The organism is Parasphingorhabdus sp., from assembly GCF_039968395.1.
Lineage (GTDB): Bacteria > Pseudomonadota > Alphaproteobacteria > Sphingomonadales > Sphingomonadaceae > Parasphingorhabdus.
In genome coordinates this window covers 588,888-609,265 of record NZ_JBDVPV010000001.1, presented here as the reverse complement: position 1 = coordinate 609,265, position 20,378 = coordinate 588,888, and the positions used below count along the sequence as shown (strand labels likewise).

The 20,378-nt window shown below is 54.0% G+C and carries 18 protein-coding genes; 14 read left to right on the top strand and 4 right to left on the bottom strand.

Annotated features, from left to right (window positions below; translation table 11 throughout):
* Positions 1 to 69 precede the first annotated feature (69 nt).
* A complete protein-coding gene (gene xseA, locus ABJI30_RS02985) occupies positions 70 to 1,560 on the bottom strand; it encodes an exodeoxyribonuclease VII large subunit (protein WP_348015422.1) in 1,491 nt (496 codons plus the stop codon).
* Between xseA and purD the strand changes: the two genes are divergently transcribed.
* From purD to ABJI30_RS02965, 4 genes are all read left to right on the top strand, one after another.
* Positions 1,559 to 2,848: a phosphoribosylamine--glycine ligase gene (purD, locus tag ABJI30_RS02980; protein WP_348015421.1), complete on the top strand. Its 1,290-nt coding sequence runs from the start codon at positions 1,559 to 1,561 to the stop codon at positions 2,846 to 2,848. The genes xseA and purD overlap by 2 nt on opposite strands.
* A gap of 113 nt (positions 2,849 to 2,961) precedes the next feature.
* On the top strand, positions 2,962 to 4,749 hold the full coding sequence (locus ABJI30_RS02975) for a von Willebrand factor type A domain-containing protein (RefSeq protein WP_348015420.1): 1,788 nt from the start codon (positions 2,962 to 2,964) through the stop codon (positions 4,747 to 4,749).
* 210 nt (positions 4,750 to 4,959) lie between these two features.
* Positions 4,960 to 5,694, top strand: coding sequence for an OmpA family protein (locus ABJI30_RS02970; RefSeq protein ID WP_348015419.1), 735 nt, complete (start codon positions 4,960 to 4,962; stop codon positions 5,692 to 5,694).
* A 172-nt stretch (positions 5,695 to 5,866) separates the two neighbouring features.
* Positions 5,867 to 6,511 (top strand): hypothetical protein, encoded by a 645-nt coding sequence (locus tag ABJI30_RS02965; RefSeq protein WP_348015418.1) that lies wholly within the window; start codon positions 5,867 to 5,869, stop codon positions 6,509 to 6,511.
* A gap of 27 nt (positions 6,512 to 6,538) precedes the next feature.
* On the opposite strand, the gene ABJI30_RS02960 is transcribed toward ABJI30_RS02965, so the two are convergent.
* Entirely contained in the window at positions 6,539 to 7,837 is a 1,299-nt protein-coding gene (locus ABJI30_RS02960) for a hemolysin family protein (RefSeq protein ID WP_348015417.1), read from the bottom strand.
* 180 nt (positions 7,838 to 8,017) lie between these two features.
* On the opposite strand from ABJI30_RS02960, the gene ABJI30_RS02955 reads away from it, so the two are divergent.
* Together ABJI30_RS02955 and ABJI30_RS02950 are read left to right on the top strand one after the other, a co-directional pair.
* Positions 8,018 to 8,698: an OmpA family protein gene (locus tag ABJI30_RS02955; RefSeq protein WP_348015416.1), complete on the top strand. Its 681-nt coding sequence runs from the start codon at positions 8,018 to 8,020 to the stop codon at positions 8,696 to 8,698.
* An 84-nt stretch (positions 8,699 to 8,782) separates the two neighbouring features.
* Positions 8,783 to 9,550: an SDR family NAD(P)-dependent oxidoreductase gene (locus ABJI30_RS02950; RefSeq protein ID WP_348015415.1), complete on the top strand. Its 768-nt coding sequence runs from the start codon at positions 8,783 to 8,785 to the stop codon at positions 9,548 to 9,550.
* 79 nt (positions 9,551 to 9,629) lie between these two features.
* On the opposite strand, the gene ABJI30_RS02945 is transcribed toward ABJI30_RS02950, so the two are convergent.
* Positions 9,630 to 10,586 (bottom strand): MBL fold metallo-hydrolase, encoded by a 957-nt coding sequence (locus ABJI30_RS02945; RefSeq protein WP_348015414.1) that lies wholly within the window; start codon positions 10,584 to 10,586, stop codon positions 9,630 to 9,632.
* Between the two features lie 75 nt (positions 10,587 to 10,661).
* Between ABJI30_RS02945 and ABJI30_RS02940 the strand changes: the two genes are divergently transcribed.
* Positions 10,662 to 11,261, top strand: a complete 600-nt coding sequence (locus ABJI30_RS02940; protein WP_348015413.1) for a TetR/AcrR family transcriptional regulator — start codon at positions 10,662 to 10,664, stop codon at positions 11,259 to 11,261.
* Between the two features lie 29 nt (positions 11,262 to 11,290).
* Here the strand turns inward: ABJI30_RS02940 and ABJI30_RS02935 are convergent, their stop codons facing one another.
* Complete coding sequence (locus ABJI30_RS02935) at positions 11,291 to 12,523, bottom strand: UbiH/UbiF/VisC/COQ6 family ubiquinone biosynthesis hydroxylase (RefSeq protein ID WP_348015412.1); 1,233 nt, start codon at positions 12,521 to 12,523, stop codon at positions 11,291 to 11,293.
* Between the two features lie 206 nt (positions 12,524 to 12,729).
* Between ABJI30_RS02935 and ABJI30_RS02930 the strand changes: the two genes are divergently transcribed.
* The 7 genes from ABJI30_RS02930 (at position 12,730) to ABJI30_RS02900 (ending at position 20,324) form a co-directional block, all read left to right on the top strand.
* Entirely contained in the window at positions 12,730 to 15,030 is a 2,301-nt protein-coding gene (locus ABJI30_RS02930) for a DNA translocase FtsK 4TM domain-containing protein (RefSeq protein ID WP_348015411.1), read from the top strand.
* Positions 15,031 to 15,099: 69 nt separating this feature from the next.
* The gene (locus tag ABJI30_RS02925; protein WP_348015410.1) at positions 15,100 to 15,729 is read left to right on the top strand and encodes an outer membrane lipoprotein carrier protein LolA; all 630 of its coding nucleotides are present in this window, start codon (positions 15,100 to 15,102) and stop codon (positions 15,727 to 15,729) included.
* Positions 15,730 to 16,017: 288 nt separating this feature from the next.
* Positions 16,018 to 16,812, top strand: a complete 795-nt coding sequence (gene xth / locus ABJI30_RS02920; protein WP_348015409.1) for an exodeoxyribonuclease III — start codon at positions 16,018 to 16,020, stop codon at positions 16,810 to 16,812.
* Positions 16,813 to 17,889 (top strand): GTP cyclohydrolase II, encoded by a 1,077-nt coding sequence (gene ribA, locus ABJI30_RS02915; protein ID WP_348015408.1) that lies wholly within the window; start codon positions 16,813 to 16,815, stop codon positions 17,887 to 17,889.
* Positions 17,886 to 18,392, top strand: coding sequence for a L,D-transpeptidase family protein (locus tag ABJI30_RS02910; protein ID WP_348015407.1), 507 nt, complete (start codon positions 17,886 to 17,888; stop codon positions 18,390 to 18,392). The genes ribA and ABJI30_RS02910 overlap by 4 nt, the downstream gene beginning before the upstream one ends.
* 137 nt (positions 18,393 to 18,529) lie before the next feature.
* Positions 18,530 to 19,054 carry a hypothetical protein gene (locus ABJI30_RS02905; protein WP_348015406.1) on the top strand — a complete coding sequence of 175 codons (525 nt, stop codon included), beginning with the start codon at positions 18,530 to 18,532 and terminating at the stop codon, positions 19,052 to 19,054.
* Positions 19,047 to 20,324: an alpha/beta hydrolase gene (locus ABJI30_RS02900; protein WP_348015405.1), complete on the top strand. Its 1,278-nt coding sequence runs from the start codon at positions 19,047 to 19,049 to the stop codon at positions 20,322 to 20,324. Before ABJI30_RS02905 ends, ABJI30_RS02900 begins: the two co-directional genes overlap by 8 nt.
* Positions 20,325 to 20,378 lie beyond the last annotated feature (54 nt).

Genomic DNA, 20,378 nt, shown 5'->3' with positions numbered 1-20,378 from the left:
CCTACCTTATCTGCGATTTACCCATGATTTACAGGTAATTTCTTTATCTTAATATAACAAATATCGCCGCTAGAACAAATCCTGCTGCCTGTCATCTGCAGGCTTTTTGACCTTTGGTCGTTTTGGAACAGGCTTCGCTTTTGCTTTTTGGGCACTTGAAATAGCTGAATTGCCGGATTCATCCTCAATCAGCGCCCCGACCTTGCCGTCATGGAAATGCAAATTGACACGTCCTTGCCGGATTGCGTCTTCGCGCCCGCCTACAAAACTGCCATCCTGAGACGAGATTCGGGCATAGCCGCGCTTCAAAGGGCCGTCTGGCGAAACTTGCTGCGCCAGTCGCCACAAAGAATCCAGTCTCTGCCGTGCATCGTCCAGCGGCCGGCGAATGAGAGCGACAGGCAAATCAAATCGTGCCAGATTTTTCTGCCCGCTCTCCAGCTTCTGTTTCAGCAGCGCAGGTCGCAAACTCCCTTCCGTTGCTGCAAAATTGTTGCGTGCCTGGCCAACTTGCTGGCTCAAGGCGTAGTTCAAGGCATCCGACAGTTCGTCAACCCGCTGCTGATGCGGTCGCAAGAGGTCATTCAAGGCGGGCATCAACCGGCGCTGCGCTTCAAGTCGCTCTTGCGCGGTGGTAAAGCCGCGCTGCACCGCGCGCGCCATGCGCGCCTTGGCATCCGACAGCGTCGCCAGCCAGTCGGCACGGACCGGCACAGCCATTTCCGCTGCTGCTGTGGGCGTTGGTGCCCGCAGATCGGCAGCAAAATCACTCAATGTTGTGTCGGTTTCGTGGCCCACTGCCGAAATTACCGGAATCGTGCATCCGGCAATCGCACGGACAACTTCTTCTTCGTTGAAGCTCCAGAGGTCTTCGATCGAGCCGCCCCCGCGCGCGACAATGACAAGGTCAGGTCGTCTCAGGCCTCCGCCACTTTCCATGTTCGAAAATCCATTCACCGCATTGGCGATCTGTTTGGCGGCTCCTTCACCCTGCACCAGAACCGGCCACACAATGACATGACTGGGACAGCGATCTGCCAGCCGGTGAAGAATATCGCGAATCACTGACCCGGTCGGTGATGTCACAACGCCAATTGTTTTCGGCAGGAATGGCGTGTTCCTTTTGCGATCTGCATCGAATAGTCCCTCGCCTTGCAGCTTCGCCTTCAGCTTTTCAAACAGCTGCATCAGCGCGCCTTCGCCGGCGAGTTCCATTTTGTCGATAACAACCTGATATTTTGACCGCCCGGGATAAGTTGTGAGCTTGCCCGAAACAACCACTTCGATTCCGTCTTCAGCTGCAAAAGCCAGACGGGCAGCATTCCCCTTCCACATCACGCCATCAAGCACGGCCTTGTCATCTTTCAGCGCCATATAGACATGGCCCGAGGCAGCACGTTTGAACCCGGATATTTCACCGCGGATCCGGACATAGCCAAAACGATCTTCAACGACCCGTTTCAGTGAACCGGAAATTTCCGAAACACTGAGCGGCGGGGCATTGTCGCCGTCACCACTCTCGGCTAACAGCTTCGCATCCAAAGAAAGGGAATCGTTCATGAATATCCTGTTGCTCGGGTCTGGAGGCCGTGAACATGCCTTGGCATGGAAGCTCGCGCAATCCCCGTCTGTACAGAAATTTTTTGCATCCCCTGGCAATCCGGGAATCGCCCATCACGCGGATTGCGTGTCTCTCGATGTCTCAGATCACTCTGCGATCGCTCGTTTTTGCGGGGAACGCCAGATAGATCTGGTCGTGGTCGGACCGGAAGCGCCGCTGGTCGATGGCCTGGCTGACAGTTTGCGTGCAGCGAATATTCCTGTCTTCGGTCCGGATCGGGCGCCGGCCCAGCTGGAAGGGTCCAAGGGATTCACCAAAGATCTTTGCGCGCGCGCCAATATTCCCACGGCCGCCTATGTGCGCACCACAAACGAAACCGATGCCCAGGCCGCGTTGGACGATTTTTCCATTCCGGTTGTGATCAAGGCCGACGGGCTTGCCGCCGGAAAGGGCGTGATCATCGCGGAGACCCGCGATCAGGCCCAAGAGGCGATTACCATGATGTTTGACGGCGGGTTTGGTGAAGCCGGGGCCGAAGTTGTGATCGAGGAATTCCTGACCGGTGAAGAAGCCAGTTTTTTTGCCATTACCGACGGCAAAACTGTAATCCCGTTTGGCACAGCGCAAGACCACAAACGTGTTGGCGAAGGCGATGTTGGTCTGAATACCGGCGGCATGGGTGCCTATAGCCCGGCTCCGGTTCTGTCGGATGATCTCCAGCAGCAGGTTCTCGACACAATCATCCAGCCAACCGTTGATACACTGGCTGCAGAAGGCACGCCTTATAGTGGGGTCTTGTTTGCCGGTTTGATGCTGACCGAAACAGGTCCCCAGCTCATCGAATATAATGCGCGCTTCGGCGATCCCGAATGCCAGGTTTTGATGATGCGACTGGAATCCGATCTGGCCAAGCTCATGATGGCGACGGCCCGGGGCGGGCTGGGACAGCAAGCAATGCCTGAATTTTCAGAACAGACTGCGCTGACCGTTGTTATGGCTGCCAGGGGCTATCCCGGTACAGCAGAAAAAGGCGGACAGATTCGCAATCTTGGTCGCGCGGAACGTGGAGAATCCGGGCGTGACGGTGCAAAAATCTTCCATGCCGGAACCGCAGAAATTGATGGGACACTCGTCGCAAACGGGGGAAGAGTTCTCAACGTCACCGCGCTTGGGAAAAATACCGTAGAAGCGCAGAAAAACGCCTATGCGGCAGTCGACAAAATCGATTTCGAATCGGGCTTCTGCCGCCGCGATATTGGTTGGCGACAAGTTGCCCGCGAACAGTAATTCTGCGCGGACGAACACGATCAACATAATGTAACTTTATATCATTGGTTCATTTTCCAGTCAGCTTGGCTCAGGCACGTTTTGTCCGGGTCGAGCATTGTGGGAGAATGATCATGCACCGCTTCAATTTTGTTTCGAAGGGCCTTTGTAGTCTGGTGGTACTCGGATTGATCGGAAGCCCATCGGCGCTCCCGCTAAATGCCAGAACTATTGCACAACCCGAGACCAAATTGCTGCAACGTCCACATCCCGTGAATTGCAGCATTTTTTCAGACCGGAATGACAGGGCGCGGCGCGGTCAGATTGGTGTCACCGGCAGCAGGGTTTCAAATACGATGCGGCAGTCATCACCCGTCTCGGTTGTTCCCGCCCCTCCGCCTCCGGTTGCACCGTCACCTCCGCCCGCATCCGGCGTATCGAAATCAATCGCGCGCGGTGCAGTCGCGGCTGAAACGCGCATTGCCCCCTATCCCCTGCCTCGGCCACGCCCGCAGCTTGAGGATCGCGAGCGCTATGACGGCAAGAATGTCGCGAGCATAAAACGGGTGGCTGACGAACCCGTGTCGACATTTGGAGTCGACGTCGACACCGGAAGCTATTCGAACGTCCGCCGTTTTCTGAATGATGGACAAATGCCGCCCGAAGCAGCAGTCCGGACCGAGGAAATGATCAACTATTTCCGCTATGACTATCCAAAGCCCCGGAATCGCGACACGCCATTCAGCATCACCACCGACATGGCCAAAACCCCTTGGAATGACAGCAGCAAATTACTGAGAATTGGCCTGCGCGGTTATGATGTCGGCAGCAATGAGCGCCCCCGTGCCAATCTTGTTTTTCTGGTGGATGTTTCCGGATCGATGGGAAGCCGGGACAAATTGCCTCTGGTGAAATCCACGCTGACGGCCCTGTCCAATGAACTGCGGCGTGATGATCGTGTATCAATTGTCGTTTATTCCGGAACTGTAGGTCTGTTACTGGCTCCAACGTCCAACAAGGCACATGTCAAACAGGCCGTGGATTGTCTTTATGCATCGGGCTCGACAGCAGGCGGCGATGCTCTGAAGCTGGCTTATGCGACGGCGCGGGACAATTTTCTGAGCAATGGTATCAATCGCATTATCATGGCCACTGATGGCGACTTTAATGTCGGCACTTCAAACACCGAACAGTTAAAGAAATATGTCTCGGAACAGCGTAAAACCGGCGTGACTTTGACCATGCTGGGCTACGGCACCGGCAACATACGTGACGAATTGATGGAAGGCATCGCCAATGTCGGCAATGGAAATTACGCTTATATCGACAGTGCCATGGAAGCGAAAAAAGTGCTCGCTGATGAACTGAGTTCAACCCTGTTCACCATCGCCCAGGACGTAAAAATCCAGATCGAGTTTAACCCGGCACATGTGAAGGAATATCGCCTGATCGGTTATGAAAACCGTTTGCTGGCCGAGGAAGATTTTGACAATGATCTGATTGATGCAGGTGATATCGGAGCCGGGCATCAGGTTACTGCGCTGTACGAAATCATGCCGACCGGTGCATCGGGCTGGCTTCCCGAGCGCCGTTATCCCGGCAACCGGACGGAGCAGCGGCGCCCGGGCCTGAACGGAGAAATGGCGAACATCAAACTGCGCTACAAGCTGCCCAACCGCAAGAATTCAAAACTGATCACGCGCCAAATTGATTCTGCCGAGCTGCGGGCAGCATCAGCGCCGCGCGGCGACATGGCTTTTGCAATTGCAGTTGCTGCGTTCGGCCAGAAGCTGCGCGGGGATAAATATCTCGGGAGTTATGGCCATAAAAATATCAATCTGTTAACCGGATCTGGTGGTGATTACTGGCGGCAGGAATTTCGCCAACTCAACTCCCTGGCTGCGGGTCAGACGAGAAGTTGACTGGTCCGGAATTGCCGCTCGCCAAAGACCGGTTAACCATATTTACTAATGAGTTGTCTCATATGGGGACAGAATAGTCTCGCCTCGTCCCAAAATTCGTTCTGAATCAGGTTCTCGGAACTGGACTCGTCCGGCATAATCCTCCATTTTACGCGATTGTACAAATGACCTTGTACATATGACGGTGCGAACAGACACAGGGGTTCGGGAATGGAAGTTGGCGGCAAGATACTCACGGGAGCAGCTGCAACCGCGCTATTGGCGCTGGTCGGGCATGCGATATCTGGTGAGTCCTATATTTCCGGTCTGGAAGAATCCGTAAATACCGAGCTCGCAGCTCAAGGGGTTGAGGGGGTTACGGCGAGTTTCTCGCGCGATCCACTCTCCCGGCGTGCAACTCTGGACGGCGATGTCAGAGATGAAATCAAGCAGAAGGCTCTCGGCACTGTTTCAGCAATTGCGGGCGTTTCTAGAGCAAATTGGAAGGGTGCTGCGCCGTTGGCGGCTTCGGGAGGCGGTGCCCCTGCTCTGACGAGCAACGATGGCGCGAACGCCTGCCAGGCCAGCGTTGATAACGCCATTGCCGGCGAGAAGCTCAATTTTCGTTCCGGCAGCGCTTATGTATCACCTGCTTCTAACAAGATCATAGATTCCGTTGCAGCTGCGCTAAAAACCTGTTCCGATTTTTCCGTTGCAATTGGCGGACATACCGACAGCAACGGCAATGCCGAAATCAACAAGAGCATGTCGCAGGAACGCGCCGACCGTGTACGGTCCGGCCTGATCGAGCGCGGAATTTCAGAAAGTCAGGTCACTGCAACGGGTTATGGCTCGGAGCAACCTCTGGCCGAAGGCAGCGGACCAGAAGCGGATGCCCGCAATCGCCGAATCGAGTTCAAGGTTTCGACCTCGGGTAATGATGCCAACGCGCAACAGGGGAAATAAACCATGCCACTTCTACTTGAAAATCTGTTGCTCCTGCTGATTACTTTTGCAATTGGCCTCGGTATTGGCTGGGCCATCTGGGGTCGTCAACGGGACGATATCTGAACAATAACCTGTCTCGTCCGGGTCAGGCCATGTGATTATACGTGTTTGAAAATAGGGATTTAGAATAATGATATCGCTGATATCCGCAAACTGGCTGCTGTTTCTGATTGCTCTGCTGATTGGCGTGGCGACTGCTTTTTGGGCCTGGGCCGCATCCGGACGCGAGCAAAGAGCGGATCGCTTTGATTCCGATGACGGACTGCTCGAAAGGGCCGGTGAAGCCGTGCCCGCCGAATCCGCTCCGGCACCAGTTGCTCCAGTAGCAGCGGAACCTGCGCCGGAGGCCAAACCAGCCCCGGCCCCTGCACCCGTTGCCAAAGCCGCGCCGAAGCCACCAGCCAAACCGGCAGCAAAACCAGTGGCTGCAGCAGCGGCAAAACCAGCGCCAAAACCACGGACAAAGAAACCTGCCGCAGTAGCAGCAGTTTCCCCGCCGCCAGCCGGGAAACCAAAAATTCCGGAAGCCGCGGGCGCACCGGATAATCTGCGACTGATCAAGGGTGTCGGACCAAAACTCAACAAGTTGCTCAACAATCTGGGTGTCACCCGTTTTGATCAGATAGCCGCTTGGAAAGCACCTGAAATTGCGGAGGTTGACCAGTATCTGGAGACGTTCAGCGGCCGAATTACCCGGGATGCATGGATTGATCAGGCCAAATATCTGGCAAAGGATGACATTGCCGGTTTCGAGAAGAAATACGGCAAGCTTTAAACCGGATCAGACAGCACGATTCTCGGATCAGGCTTTCACCATCTGAACAATCATCTTGTCAATTTTCCGGCCGTCCATATCGATAATCTCGAATGCCCAGCCCTGATCTTCGAACGTTTCGCCCTCTTCCGGCAAATGTCGCAGCTGTGCCAGCGCATGTCCGGCAGCGGTCGCATAGTCCCGATCATCCGGCAGCTTGATCCCTAGCCGTTCCGCCAGCGCATCGATTGACATGGCACCGGCGACAAGGAAGCTGCCATCCGCGCGTTCTATCAGACTGCGCTGGGTCTTTTCATCCTGATCCGAAACAAACTCGCCCGCAATCGAACTCAACAGGTCATTGGGCGTCACAATGCCTTCGAGATGCCCGTATTCGTCATGCACCAATATCATCGGAACATCAGCTTCCCGCAAGATATCCAGAGCATCGAGAGCATCCAGCTGATCCGGAACCTTTTCCAGTGAGTGCATGAGTTGCCGCAGATCCAGAACCTCGCCGCTCAGAAGTGCCGCGACAATATCGCGTGCGACAACGACGCCCATGATCTCGTCGACAGAGCCCTCCGCCACGGGAAAGCGGCTATGCTGCGATTCAATCAGCATGTTGTAAATATCTTCCCGCGTCGCAGATATGTCGAGCCAGTCGACTTCGGTTCGCGGCGTCATGACCTCGCGAATCGGACGGTCAGCCATGCGCACAACACCGGCAATCACAGCGCGCTCATGTTCTTCAATGACGCCCGATTGCGTCGCCTCTGCGAAAACCATTTGTAACTCGTCCGCCGTCACATGATTGGTCTGGTTTCGTTTCAAGCCCATCATGCGGAAAATTAGCGCGCTGGTGCCATCCAGCAGCCAGACAAGCGGCGCGGCGATCCGTGCCAGCAAATCCATCGAAGGCGCCATGATGACCGCGATTTTTTCCGATGAGCGCAGGGCAAACTGCTTCGGTACCAATTCGCCGATAACCAGAGACGCGTAAGTTGTCAGGCCGATCACCAAAGCGAATCCAACCGTGGCCGCCAAATCTGGTTCCAGTCCCAGTCCGGCGAGACGCTCTGCAACGGGCCCGCCAAGACTTGCACCTGAAAATGCGCCAGCGACGATACCGATCAGGGTAATGCCGATCTGCACCGTCGACAGAAACTTGCCTGGATCGCTGGCCAACCGCAGGGCCACACGTGCGCCGCGACTGCCCTTGTCCGCCAGACTGTGCAGAGACGCTTTGCGTGCAGAAACAATCGCCAGCTCGGACATGGCGAACACGCCATTGACGAGCACCAGTGCGACAATGATTGCGACATCAAACCAGGGAAAAGGAGTCATATTGTCCAATTGAAAAGCGAAAAGAGCGCGAACAGCTCTTTAGGCACATGTTTTACAAAATATCAAACTTGCTGTCAGTTCCGGTTCATCATTTCTGGTTCATTTATCTGGCGATATAAGGAAATAACTCGCGAAATCAGCTTGATCCCTTTGACGCAAGTAACTGAGAAAGTACAGATTATGAATATGAAACACATCATAACCGCCGCCCTGTCTGCCAGCGCACTGACACTCACAAGCGGCTGTGTCACAAATCCCGAAACCGGCAATCAGCGGATTTCCAAAGCTGCCCTGGGCGGAATTGGCGGCGCTTTGGGTGGTTACCTGCTCGGTGACATTATCGGCGGACGCAATGATCGGACGGCCAAAATTGTTGGTGCGGGCCTGGGTGGTCTCGCCGGAGCTGGCGTCGGCTATTACATGGACGAGCAAGAGAAGAAATTGCGTGAGCAAACGGCAGGAACCGGCATTGACGTTACGCGCGATGGCGACAATCTGATCCTCAACATGCCGGCCAACGTGACCTTTCCGGTCAACAGCGCGGCGATCCAGCCTCAATTTCAGGAAACACTGCTGACCGTGGCCAACACATTGTCCGAATATGAAAAGAGCTATATCGACGTCTATGGCCACACGGACAGCACCGGGACTGACGAGTATAATCAATCCCTGTCGGAGCGCCGGGCAGGCTCGGTTGCGAATTTTCTTTCCAACAGCGGCGTGCAGCGTGCGCGGATGGAAACGCGTGGCTATGGCGAGAGCCAGCCAATCGCGACCAACAGCACCGAAGAAGGCCGGTCTGCCAATCGCAGGGTGGAGCTGAAGGTGGTTCCCATCCAGCAACAGGATCTGGACAGCTAAATCCCGGTTTGGTTGACTCTCCACTTGCAATAGCAATGGTCCATCGGGCATCCCCCTTGTTGAACAGGACAAGGATGCCCGATAATGACCACGCCAAATTTCTCCATTGACCTCACCGGCAGTACCGCGATTGTCACCGGTGCTTCATCCGGTTTCGGCCATCGGTTTGCCAGTGTGCTGGCTGCCTGCGGAGCGAAAGTGGCTTGCACGGCGCGGCGGCGGGAAAAGCTGGACAAGCTGGTGGAACAGATCACAGCCGATGGCGGAACCGCGCAGGCTTTTGATCTCGACGTGCGGGACGCGGATCAACTCAAGGCCATTGTGCCGGCCGTGGCGGAGGCCCTCGGCCAGCCGGATATCCTGATCAACAATGCCGGCATTCCCGACGCCCAGCGCGCCATCAACATGTCGAGCGAACTGATCGACAATGTGTTCGATACAAATTTGCGCAGCGCCTATATTCTTTCTAACGAAGTCGCACGGCCGCTGATCAAGGCCAAAAAACCTGGACGCATCGTCAATATCGCATCCACACTAGCCTTTCACTATGACGGCAATGGCGCGGCTCTATACTCGACTACAAAAGCCGGACTGGCCAGAATGACAGAAGCGCTGGCAGTAGAATGGTCGCGATTCTTCATCAACGTCAACGGCATCGCGCCCGGCGCATTTTCAACCGAAATGATGGATGGCATGGTTGATCGCATGGGAGACATTGAACGATACTTCCCGCGCAAACGGATGTGCCAGACTGATCAGATGGACAGCACATTGCTCTATCTGGTCTCACCCGCATCCGAAGCGGTAACGGGAACGGTGATCAAGGTCGATGACGGACAGGGGCCACGGTAGAAATTTACAAGTTCCCCGCACTCTTTGACATGAGCCATGATTACAGCGGTTCGCCAAAACCCAAAATTTCGGCCAAAAGCTAATATCCGAGATATGTTCCGGCAAGGTGCCGCCCGAATTTCGGAACGAACATGTCATTAAATCCGTGAATCTCTCCATATTTGGGTTCCAGCCGGTCATAAGCTGATCGAATTGCAACGCGCAGGCCCTCACCTCTGATAAAGTCTTCAGGATCGATTTTGTTGAATTCATCTTCGACCACGTCCTGAAATTCGACCGTCATATTGCGAAAAGCGATCAAGTCATCACGCGTCCCCCGATCCATGTGACTGGGGATGTATTTTTTGGCATCGATGGCGATCAGCCGATCCAGTGCGCGAACATAACCCGGATAGTAAAAGTCCGGAAAACCAAATGGTGGCACCGCATTTACAAACATCATGTCAGGCGCGAAAACCGTGCTGTCCGAAGGAATGTGAAAACCGTACATCGTGGATGAATGGGAAAATGGCATATAGAGCGCTTCGACTGCTATTCCTCCAAGCGTCAATGTCTGATCACCGGAGATTTCGCGCGTTACCTTCGCGACATCCTTGTTCACCTTTGGCCAATCGGAAACCAGCGTGTTTACGTCCTTGTGCCCGATGATTTCGGCTTCCGGGAAGACATCCGATCCGCGGGTGTGATCAAGATGATTGTGAGACAGGATGATCCAACGCACCGGTTCACCGGGAAATTCAGCCTCAAGTGTGGTTTTGAGCGCTGTCATGTGCGGGGTATCAAATGTGTCAAACACCGCCACACCTTCGGGAGTTCGCAAAATCATCGACCGGGCGAATTCTCTCTCGAAAGCATAGGTTGATCCGGAAACCTGATAGAGGTCGGGCTTGATCCGGACAAATTCCGCGAAGTAACTTTCCGGCATTGCCTGCGCAAAAATCTCTTTGCGAATGCCCTTTGATCCCAGCGACATGCCAATTGCCACGAGAGCTATTGCAGCCAGTGCGACACCCAAACCAATCCAGCGACCTTTCATGATAAAAATCCTTCGCACTTGTTATTATGTACTTTAGCGTACATAAATAAAAAATGGAGTCAAGGATTTTGTACGATGGCGAATAAAATGGTAGGTCGACCCCGAAAATTTGATGATGCAGATGTCCTGCATCGTGCCGCTCAGGCCTTTCTGCAAGACGGGTTCGAAGCGGCCAGCTATGAACATATTGCGGCGGCCATGGGTCTCTCCAAGCCCAGTTTGTACAACGCATTTGGCAACAAGACTGCACTATTTGAACGTGTTGTAAGTGAATATGCCGACCAGGCGCACAAATTTATCGTCGCAAGCTTTTCAAATGCGAAATCGCTGGACCAAGCGGTAGAAGACCTGTTTCAGGGAGCGGCCCAATTTTACTCCCGCCCTGAAGACCCGTCCATTGGCTGTTTGCTGATCGGAACCGCGCTTCCGGCAACGTCTCAATATGCAAATATTCGAGATACGCTCACCAGCTTCACCCTGTCTCTGGAGACGTCGCTCGAAGAAGTGGTGTCATCCCGCTACGAACGCGACGCAAAGAAAATTGGAAAGTCCCCAACAGAGATCGCCACGCACATCAGCAGCCTGATATTCGCTCTGGCCGTGCGCGCCAGAATGGGCCTGTCACGAGAGCAACTATCGGATATTGCAAAGAAGCTCGCCGCGCTGATCCATTGAGCCAATCAGGCAAGCGCAATTTTCGGCAGTCAGACCAGGTCGCCCATCAGCAATTTGGGCAGGTCACCACTTTCACCGCGTGCTTCGGCCATGAACTGGGATTTCAGCGGCGGAATGCGCTGGACCAAACCGATACCCATGCGACGGATCGCAGACGAAGTATCTCCTGGCAATCCAAACAGGCGGGTCAATATATCGGTCGCAGCCGACACCATCAGATTGTCCAGTCCCCGCCAGCGGTCATATCGGGCGAGAATTTGTGCATCACCAAGATCCAGGCCTGATCGCGCGCCATCAACCAAACATTCAGTCAGGGCTGCAACATCGCGCAAACCCAGATTCAAGCCCTGCCCCGCTATGGGATGGATACCATGACCGGCATCACCGACCAGAGCCAGTCGTTCGGCGGTCAAATCGGCGCTGTGATGAAATCCCAACGGATAAGTCGCCCTGTCTGACAATATCGACATTTCACCTAGAAACCCGCCCGACTTTTTCATCAATTCAGCCTGAAAAGCCCGCGCGCTGATTTTGGCCAGAGCCGGTCCATCCTTGCGCGCCACGGTCCAGACGATCGCTGACTGATGCTGACCGGCGTCATTGTCGCGCATAGGCAGGATCGCAAATGGCCCTGATGGATAGAAAATCTCGTACGCGGTGTTGCCATGCGGCTGCTCGTGCGCAACCGTGCAGATAATGGCGCTGTGATCATATTGCCATTTGGCCATTACAATTCCGGCCTGCTCGCGCATGGCACTACCCCGGCCGTCCGCAGCGATCAGCAGAGGCGCACGGATTGTATCGCCGCTGTCGAGAACCAGCGAAACCCCATATTCAGTCCGTTCAACCGAATTGACCTGCGAAGACATTATCAATTCAATCCGGCGATCAGCCTGAGCGGCTGCGAATAAAACCCGCCGCAAAAGACCGTTTTCAAGCATGTTGCCCAGTGGTCCATCACTTTCGTCCGGAGTGAAGTCCAGTCTGCCGGGCTTCAGGCCATCATTGATTATGATCTGATTGATTGGACAGCCATGCGGTGCAAGTTCATCTGTCAGGCCAATCGCTTCAAACATTTTCCAGCTGGCGCTGTTAATCGCAGATACACGGGCATCCTGCCGGGGGTCGAGCAAGTCCGCGGGATCAGCACGATCAACAACAATGATACGCAAATCGTGAGCTGCGAGAGTCAAAGCCTGAGTGAGGCCAATCAATCCCGCACCCAGGATAACCACATCGCTCATTTTATCAGCCGTGTTCATAACTCATCCCGCTTTGACCTATCATCGGCTGAAGATAACCCCGACACCGCGCAATAGCCAGATGCAAATACCGGATGTTGCGAGTCAAAATAACAGGAAAGAACAGCGACAAAACTTGACGGGGACTCCCCGATTCGCGCAAAGGAACATGTGGTTAACACGGGCGCGGCAGTTCGCGCCCGGTCGAGCAGCCCCGGGAGTAGATTATGGCCGGCAAAGCAAAAGAAGCAAATTGGCGCGAAATCATGCGGTCCAGCCTTTTGCGGAGCACTGCGCTGATCGGGGCGGTGCTTCTGGTATTGCTTGCAATGATATTGTTCCTCGCGCTCGTCAGCTTTTCCCCGAGCGATCCCTCATTCAACACATCTGCAGGAAGTGTGGAACATAACTGGATGGGCGTGATCGGCTCCTATTCATCCGATTTGCTCCTGTCGCTTTTCGGCATACCTGTGGTCATTTTTCTTCCACTCATTCTGGTTTTTGCTCATCGCCTGTGGCGCGATGTGGCGCAGCCGGAATGGGGAAAACAGTTTCTATGGTGTCTGTTGGGCATATTTCTGGTTGCGAGCGCGCTGTCTCTCTGGTTCCCGGATAGTCAGGCGGAGCTCCCGTCCGGTCCGGGCGGGCTGGCAGGATTGCTGACCGCCAAGCTTACAATGGCTGGATTAAACGCCATTTCAACCAGCTGGAGCGGACTTGTATCGGGCCTGCTGACGGCTGTCACGTTGACCGGCGGTCTGGTACTCAGCTATTTCAGCCTGCGCCTCGACCGGCCGCTATTCTCGATGCCTGAATTCAAGCTGCCCCGCCTGAAGAGCAATTCGGACAGTGGCCTTGTAATTGAGCCGGAAGCCAATGCACCCGCCAAACCCAAGAAAGCGCCCGAACCGCGCAAATCGGTCGAGCCTGACAACCGGCCGCCACCGGAAATCAGCGATCGTGCATTGCCGCCGAAAAAAGCGAGCCTGGGCAAAGGCAAACAGGGCGACTTTTTTGGTCCCTATTCCCTGCCTTCGATCGACCTGCTGACGCCGGCCGAAGAACAGCCCAATAACGTTATCGACAAAGCGGGTCTGGAACGTAATGCGCGTTTGCTGGAATCGGTACTCGACGATTTTCACGTCAAGGGCACGATCAACGCCGTCCGCCCCGGCCCTGTTGTGACCATGTACGAGCTCGAACCGGCTCCGGGCATCAAAGCCAGCCGGGTTATCCAGCTCGCCGAAGATATCGCGCGCAACATGTCCGCCTTGTCGGCCCGGGTAGCAGCCATTCCCGGACGGACGGTCATGGGTATCGAATTGCCGAACAAAGACCGGGAGATGGTGTCTCTCCACGAAATGATCGGCAGCGACAGCTTTGCCGATCAATCGGGGCAATTGCCGATCATATTGGGCAAGAATATCTCTGGCGATCCGGTTATCGCCGACCTCGCCCCCATGCCGCATCTGCTGATCGCGGGTACGACTGGTTCGGGTAAATCCGTTGGTCTCAATTGCATGATCGTGTCGCTGCTCTATCGGCTGACCCCCGATCAGTGCAAAATGATCATGATCGATCCCAAGATGCTGGAGCTCAGCACCTATGACGATATCCCGCATTTGCTGGCGCCCGTCGTCACCGAACCGGCCAAAGCCATCCGGGCGTTGAAATGGGCCGTGGAACAAATGGAAGAACGCTACCGGATGATGTCTTCCATCTCGGTCCGCAATCTCGCCAATTTCAATGAAAAGGTCAAAACGGCAAAAGCCAAGGGCCAGCCTTTGGGACGCAAGGTCCAGACCGGCTACGACCCCGAAACGTCACGTCCGATCTATGAAGAAGAAACGCTGGAATATGAGGTGATGCCGCAAATTGTCATCATCGTTGACGAGCTGGCGGATCTGATGATGACAGCAGGCAAGGAAGTCGAGTTTCTCATCCAGCGGCTGGCACAGAAAGCCCGTGCAGCTGGTATCCACCTGATCATGGCAACCCAACGACCATCCGTCGATGTCATCACTGGTGTCATCAAGGCCAATCTGCCAACCCGGATATCCTTCCACGTCACATCCAAAATCGACTCCCGTACGATTTTGGGCGAACAAGGCGCAGAGCAACTGCTGGGCAAGGGCGACATGCTTTACATGCCAGGCGGAAAACAGCTCACCCGTGTGCATGGTCCGTTTGTGTCGGATGACGAGGTCCGGATGATCGCCGACCACTGGCGGGCGCAGGGATCGCCTGAATATATCCAGGCCGTAACCGAAGAACCGGAAGATGGAAGTTTTGCTCTGGACGGGGCCGATCTGTCAGACAACAAGGAAGACCGCCAATATGCGCAGGCCTGCCAGATAGTCTTTGAAAGCCAGAAAGTGTCCACGAGCTGGCTGCAACGCCAATTGCGGATCGGTTACAACACGGCTGCCCGGATCATTGACCGGATGGAAGACGATCAATTCATCAGCCCGCCCAATCATATCGGCCGCCGGGAAGTGTTGCGCGATCAAAATGGCGAAATGCTGTAATTCGGCAATTCAGGCGCTGTTCAATCAGTTTTGTATAGGCTGGCAGTCAGTTTTTCAGGAGTTATCAACATGTTGAAATATGCTTTTGCAATTGCGGCCGCGCCTTTGGCTATGACTGCAAGCCTGCCCGTTGCGGCACAGCAAAGCCCGTCAGACAATCTCGACAAGATATCCGCTCATTTGCGGGCGATGACAACAATGACCGCCAATTTCACCCAGACAGACCGCTCGGGTCAAAGCCTGTCCGGCAAACTGACCCTGAAACAGCCCGGCCGCATTCGCTTTCAATATGGCAAGGAAGCCAATCTGCTGATTGTCGGTAACGGCAAGTCGCTGACCATGATCGACTATGATGTAAATCAGGTCCAGCGCTGGCCGATCAGGAACAGTCCGCTGGGCGCTTTGCTGAACCCCGAACGGGATCTGTCGAAATACGGCAAGATGATCTCGACGCGAAATCCCGATGTTCTCAGCGTAGAAGTACGGGATCCCAAGCGCCCGGAATATGGCATAATTACAATGGTCTTTGTGAAGTCTCCCGGATCACCGGGCGGGCTGCGACTGGATGGCTGGGTATCGCTCGATTCGAAGAATAACCGGACATCGATCCGGCTTTCGGATCAAAAATTTGGCGTTCCTGTCGCCAATAGTACCTTCAGATGGACCGATCCCAGAAAGAATCGTGGCCGCAGGCGATGAACTGAGGCCCCGCCCCGATAAGGCGAAAGCAGGTTATCTTTCGTTCATCTAAGCGACAGAAACGGCCCCGTATAAGGGAAACAGGATGAGATGAGGCGGTCAGGTTTTCCCCCTGTTACCTGGCTTTACAAACTTCAGAGCATCCTAAGCGTGACGAACGCGAGTTAGCCCCCACCTCCTAAATGCCCCCGGAGGTGGGGGTTTTTCGTTCAAAATCATCAAAAATATCAATGGTTCATCATGCCTTTAGGCTTGGGTTTCCGTGCAAGCATGGCTAGGACATTCACTATGAGTGAGACCCTGAAAATTGTGAGCTGGAATATTAACAGCGTCCGTGCGCGAATCGATTTGGTCGAACGCTTTCTGACCGAAGAATCACCCGACGTTCTGTGCCTGCAGGAAACCAAGGTCCGCGACGAGCAGTTTCCCGAGGGAATGTTCCGCCGGCTGGGATATAATCACCAGATATTATGCGGGCAGCCCATGCACCACGGTGTCGCGATGATCAGCCGGGTGCCGATGCACGAACATAACCGGTTTGACTGGCAGAATAACGGTGAGGCACGGCACGTCGGCGCAATACTCGAAAACGGCGTCCGCATTGAAAATGTCTATATACCGGCCGGCGGCGAAATTCCGGACCGCGAACAAAATCCCAAATTTGGTCAGAAGCTGGATTTCTATCAGCGCATGACAGACTGGTCAGGCCAATTGAAAACGCCAACCGTCTTGCTGGGGGATTTCAACATTGCCCCGCTTGAATCCGACGTCTGGAGTCACAAACAGCTGGTCAATGTCGTCAGCCACACCCAGATTGAAATTGATGTCATGAAAAAACTGCAAGATGCGCATGGCTGGGTGGACATCGGACGCAAGTTCATTCCTGATCCAGAACGCCTCTACACCTGGTGGAGCTATCGGGCCCGTGACTGGCGCGCATCGGACAAGGGGCGCCGGCTCGACCATGTTTGGGTCAGTCCGGAGCTGGAAGACAAAGCCGTGAGCCATGTCGTGCACGAGGATAGCCGGGGATGGACCAAGCCTTCGGACCATGCGCCGCTCATCACCGAATTCAAATTTTGAATGGCGGGAACGGCTGTCCCTGACAACAAGGCGGCGAGACGCGCCGCGCGGGCCATTGATGCCCTACGCCGCGGGTGGCCGATCACGATTGAAGTCGGCGACGAAACGTTGAATCTGCTTCCGGTCGAGACGGTTGATCTGAGCAGTCACCTGACCGGGCAAAACGAAGTCAGATTACTGATATCTTCCAGTCGGGCAGCGACTCTCAAACTGTTGAACCAGCGCGCAGCAGGTGATCCGGAATTGCCGGTACAGATCAGCCTGAACACACCGGTCACCGCCGCCGAAATCACGGCGATTGTCGATCCGGTCCTCGACATGCAATATCCGATGAAGGGGCCATTCCGCAGCGAAGAGCTGCAGAACGCACAAGCCGCTATCGCCGCGATGGAACTCGCGCGGCATGGCGCGATATTGCCCGCCTTCATGATCGTCGACCAGCCTGCAGAAGACTGCGTGTCTCCCGATGACGTGGCGGCTTTTGCGGATTCGGATGCCTTGACGATCAGCACCCATGCAAAGCTGCCGGTTGCCGCCAATGCCAATGCCCATATTTACGGATTTCGCAGCGATGCCGACGCCACCGATCATATCGCACTGGTCATTGGCGAGCGCGATGCCTCAACTCCGGTTGTGCGGCTCCATAGTGAATGTCTGACGGGCGATGTACTGGGCAGCCTTAAATGTGATTGCGGGCCACAGCTCCATGCGGCTCTGGGCCAGATGGGCGAAGCCAGTTGGGGCGTGCTGCTATATCTTCGTCAGGAAGGGCGCGGCATTGGCCTGATCAACAAACTGCGCGCCTATGCGTTGCAGGATCAGGGATTTGATACCGTTGATGCCAACCAGCGACTCGGATTTGCGATTGATGCGCGCGATTTTTCGACGGCAGCGCGCATGCTCGACTTGCTGAACATACCCAAGGTCAAATTGCTGACCAACAATCCGGAAAAAGTGCAGGGTCTCGAAGCCAGCGGCATTGCCGTTGAAGAACGGCTGCCGGTGAAGATCGCAGCCAATCCGCATAATGAATTTTATCTCGACACCAAACGGGATCGGACGGGCCACAAGCTTTGAGCGTAATCAAGGTCGATACCGCTGCGCTCACATTGACTTTCGAAGACATGACCATCCCTTGCAGCATCGGCAGAAGCGGGGCCTGTCCAGCCGCGAACAAACGCGAGGGCGATGGATACACACCACTTGGCCGATGGCCCCTGCGCACGATATTGTTCCGGCCTGGTCGCTCCAGGCCTGTGCAAAATATCAGCCTGCCCTGGCGATGGACAGGCGCGCAGGATGGCTGGTCCGATGACCCGGCAGATCCGGCCTATAATCGGCCCATAGCCCTGCCCCACCGATTCAGCGCCGAAGCCCTTGTCCGCGATGATCCGCTTTACGATATTATCGTGATCCTCGGCCATAATGATGCACCGTCGGTGCCGGGATCAGGCAGCGCGATTTTCTTTCACATCTGGAATGAAGCAAAGCCGACAGAAGGTTGTGTGGCGATAGCGCGTGACGCGATGGATATCTTGTTGCCGAGGCTCAAGGCGGGTGATGTCATGGAGATTGTTTAGGCAGGTGTTTGCATGAGATTTAGCGGGAAGGCTGCTTCAACCTGAAAGCAGACGCTAGAGTTCCTGCAGCACATATTGACATATGTGAATTTATGCAATTAATTGCGCAATTATAAACATAATATATGGAGTCGTTTATGGAACTGAAAAATCGCCCGTTTTATGAACGGCTGTCATTCGATGAGGCCTTTGTTGGTGCAAGAGCACTTAGACTGACTGAACTTATCGGCAGGCAGGGCGATGAGTTTTTCCAGGATGTGGGACTAACAGCACCTTCTCGCACCACATCAACCATATTGTTTATCGATCACAATGGTCCATCTTCTTTGGTTGAGATTGCCAGAGGGCTTGGTGAGCAGCATCAATTGACTGCGCAACGTACGACATTGCTTGAAGACCTTTCAATCATCAAACGCAAGCCAGATCCCAATGATCAGAGGCGCAAAATTTTTCATCTCACAAAACGCGGTGCGGCAGAAGTCGTTTTGATTGAAGCGCGATGCCGCGAAGCGATTAATGTCTTCGATGACCTCAACAATGAGCTTGGCTTTAACCTCGGAGTGGCGCTTGATGCCGCTCAAAAAGCCTTGTCACAGCGTTCCATGATGGAACGGCTTAAAACAACTTCCGACGAAGCAAAGTTGGAAACAGCACATGGGTGAATCATCACAGAAAACTACCAAAGTGGGGTTCGCTCGTTTTGCCGGAGCAGGCCTGTTACAGATCATAGCATATATTCTGGGCCTCTTCGCACTTGCTGCAGCATTTTTCGCTAGTGCATTGATGCTAAATTCGCCGATTGTAATGATGGTTTTAGGACTATTATTCGCTGCAGGAACCATCGCACTAGGCTCCTATATGTCCGGCAAACTATTCAAGCTTGAAAAGCCAAAACTCTACATGATTATACAAACAGGTATATTGACCATGGCGCTTGGCGGACTGGTGGTTTGTTTCATCTTGCAGCCACTCGTGCCCAAAGCAGATCAGTTTGTTGCGGCCAGTGTTAAAGGTGCCGAATTTTGGGATTTGCCGACTGGTTCAAAGATAGTTGTGCGGAAATATAGTGCTCAAACAAGCGAGACAAAGCGTCCGATCATCATCTTGCATGGCGGACCCGGTGCATATAGCGTCTCCTTCGAACCGATGGTGGACGTCTATTCCAAACTCACCGCCAACGGTCATGATGTATATTTTTATGATCAAATTGGCGGAGGTCTCTCGGCACGCTTGAACGATATTTCAGAATATTCACTAGACCGGCATATTGATGATCTGAAAGCTATCCGCGATAGAATTGGCTCTGATCAAGTTATACTTATTGGATCATCATGGGGCGCTACCCTTGCGGCCAATTACTTGGCGAAATATCCAAATGATGTTTCTCGGATCATATTCTCGGGTCCAGGCCCGATCTATCGCCCCGATTGGACCGAAATCGCTGATGGAAACTTGGATGAAAAAATGAATAAGGAACAGAAGAAGAGGTTTGACTCAACAATTGAGAAACCTCGACTCTTCACAGCATTAATCTTGGCCGACATTAATCCGGAGGCAGCGGCTCGATTTGCGCCAGAGCAGGAAATGGGCTCTTTTTTCGACAAGATCGCCAATGAACATTACTTGCCGCTGACAATGTGCGATCCAACCAAAGTTAAAGCAACTTCTAATGGCTATGGTTTCTGGTCAAGCCGAATGACAGGAAAAACGTTGATCAATCGAACTGATGACCCGAAACCCGTTTTGAAGAAAACCAACTTACCTGTGCTCGTTCTCAGAGGTACGTGCGACTACAAAAAAGAGGCTGTTGCCAAACAATATGCTTCGGTTTTTCCTAATTCCAAATTCATTGCAGTGGAAGGTACAGGCCACATGATTTATGGAGAGAACCCAGATGAGTACTTAAGGTTGGTTCGAGATTTTTTACAATAAATGGACGGCAATCGCGCTATTGGGACGTGTCCTTTTTTGCGCCCAAGCGGACAT

Coding starts and splice junctions, on each gene's coding strand:
- purD (WP_348015421.1), top strand. CDS start 1,559: ATGAATATCCTGTTGCTCGGGTCTGGAGGCCGTGAACATGCCTTGGCA.
- xseA (WP_348015422.1), bottom strand. CDS start 1,560: ATGAACGATTCCCTTTCTTTGGATGCGAAGCTGTTAGCCGAGAGTGGT.
- ABJI30_RS02975 (WP_348015420.1), top strand. CDS start 2,962: ATGCACCGCTTCAATTTTGTTTCGAAGGGCCTTTGTAGTCTGGTGGTA.
- ABJI30_RS02970 (WP_348015419.1), top strand. CDS start 4,960: ATGGAAGTTGGCGGCAAGATACTCACGGGAGCAGCTGCAACCGCGCTA.
- ABJI30_RS02965 (WP_348015418.1), top strand. CDS start 5,867: ATGATATCGCTGATATCCGCAAACTGGCTGCTGTTTCTGATTGCTCTG.
- ABJI30_RS02960 (WP_348015417.1), bottom strand. CDS start 7,837: ATGACTCCTTTTCCCTGGTTTGATGTCGCAATCATTGTCGCACTGGTG.
- ABJI30_RS02955 (WP_348015416.1), top strand. CDS start 8,018: ATGAATATGAAACACATCATAACCGCCGCCCTGTCTGCCAGCGCACTG.
- ABJI30_RS02950 (WP_348015415.1), top strand. CDS start 8,783: ATGACCACGCCAAATTTCTCCATTGACCTCACCGGCAGTACCGCGATT.
- ABJI30_RS02945 (WP_348015414.1), bottom strand. CDS start 10,586: ATGAAAGGTCGCTGGATTGGTTTGGGTGTCGCACTGGCTGCAATAGCT.
- ABJI30_RS02940 (WP_348015413.1), top strand. CDS start 10,662: ATGGCGAATAAAATGGTAGGTCGACCCCGAAAATTTGATGATGCAGAT.
- ABJI30_RS02935 (WP_348015412.1), bottom strand. CDS start 12,523: ATGAACACGGCTGATAAAATGAGCGATGTGGTTATCCTGGGTGCGGGA.
- ABJI30_RS02930 (WP_348015411.1), top strand. CDS start 12,730: ATGGCCGGCAAAGCAAAAGAAGCAAATTGGCGCGAAATCATGCGGTCC.
- ABJI30_RS02925 (WP_348015410.1), top strand. CDS start 15,100: ATGTTGAAATATGCTTTTGCAATTGCGGCCGCGCCTTTGGCTATGACT.
- xth (WP_348015409.1), top strand. CDS start 16,018: ATGAGTGAGACCCTGAAAATTGTGAGCTGGAATATTAACAGCGTCCGT.
- ribA (WP_348015408.1), top strand. CDS start 16,813: ATGGCGGGAACGGCTGTCCCTGACAACAAGGCGGCGAGACGCGCCGCG.
- ABJI30_RS02905 (WP_348015406.1), top strand. CDS start 18,530: ATGGAACTGAAAAATCGCCCGTTTTATGAACGGCTGTCATTCGATGAG.
- ABJI30_RS02900 (WP_348015405.1), top strand. CDS start 19,047: ATGGGTGAATCATCACAGAAAACTACCAAAGTGGGGTTCGCTCGTTTT.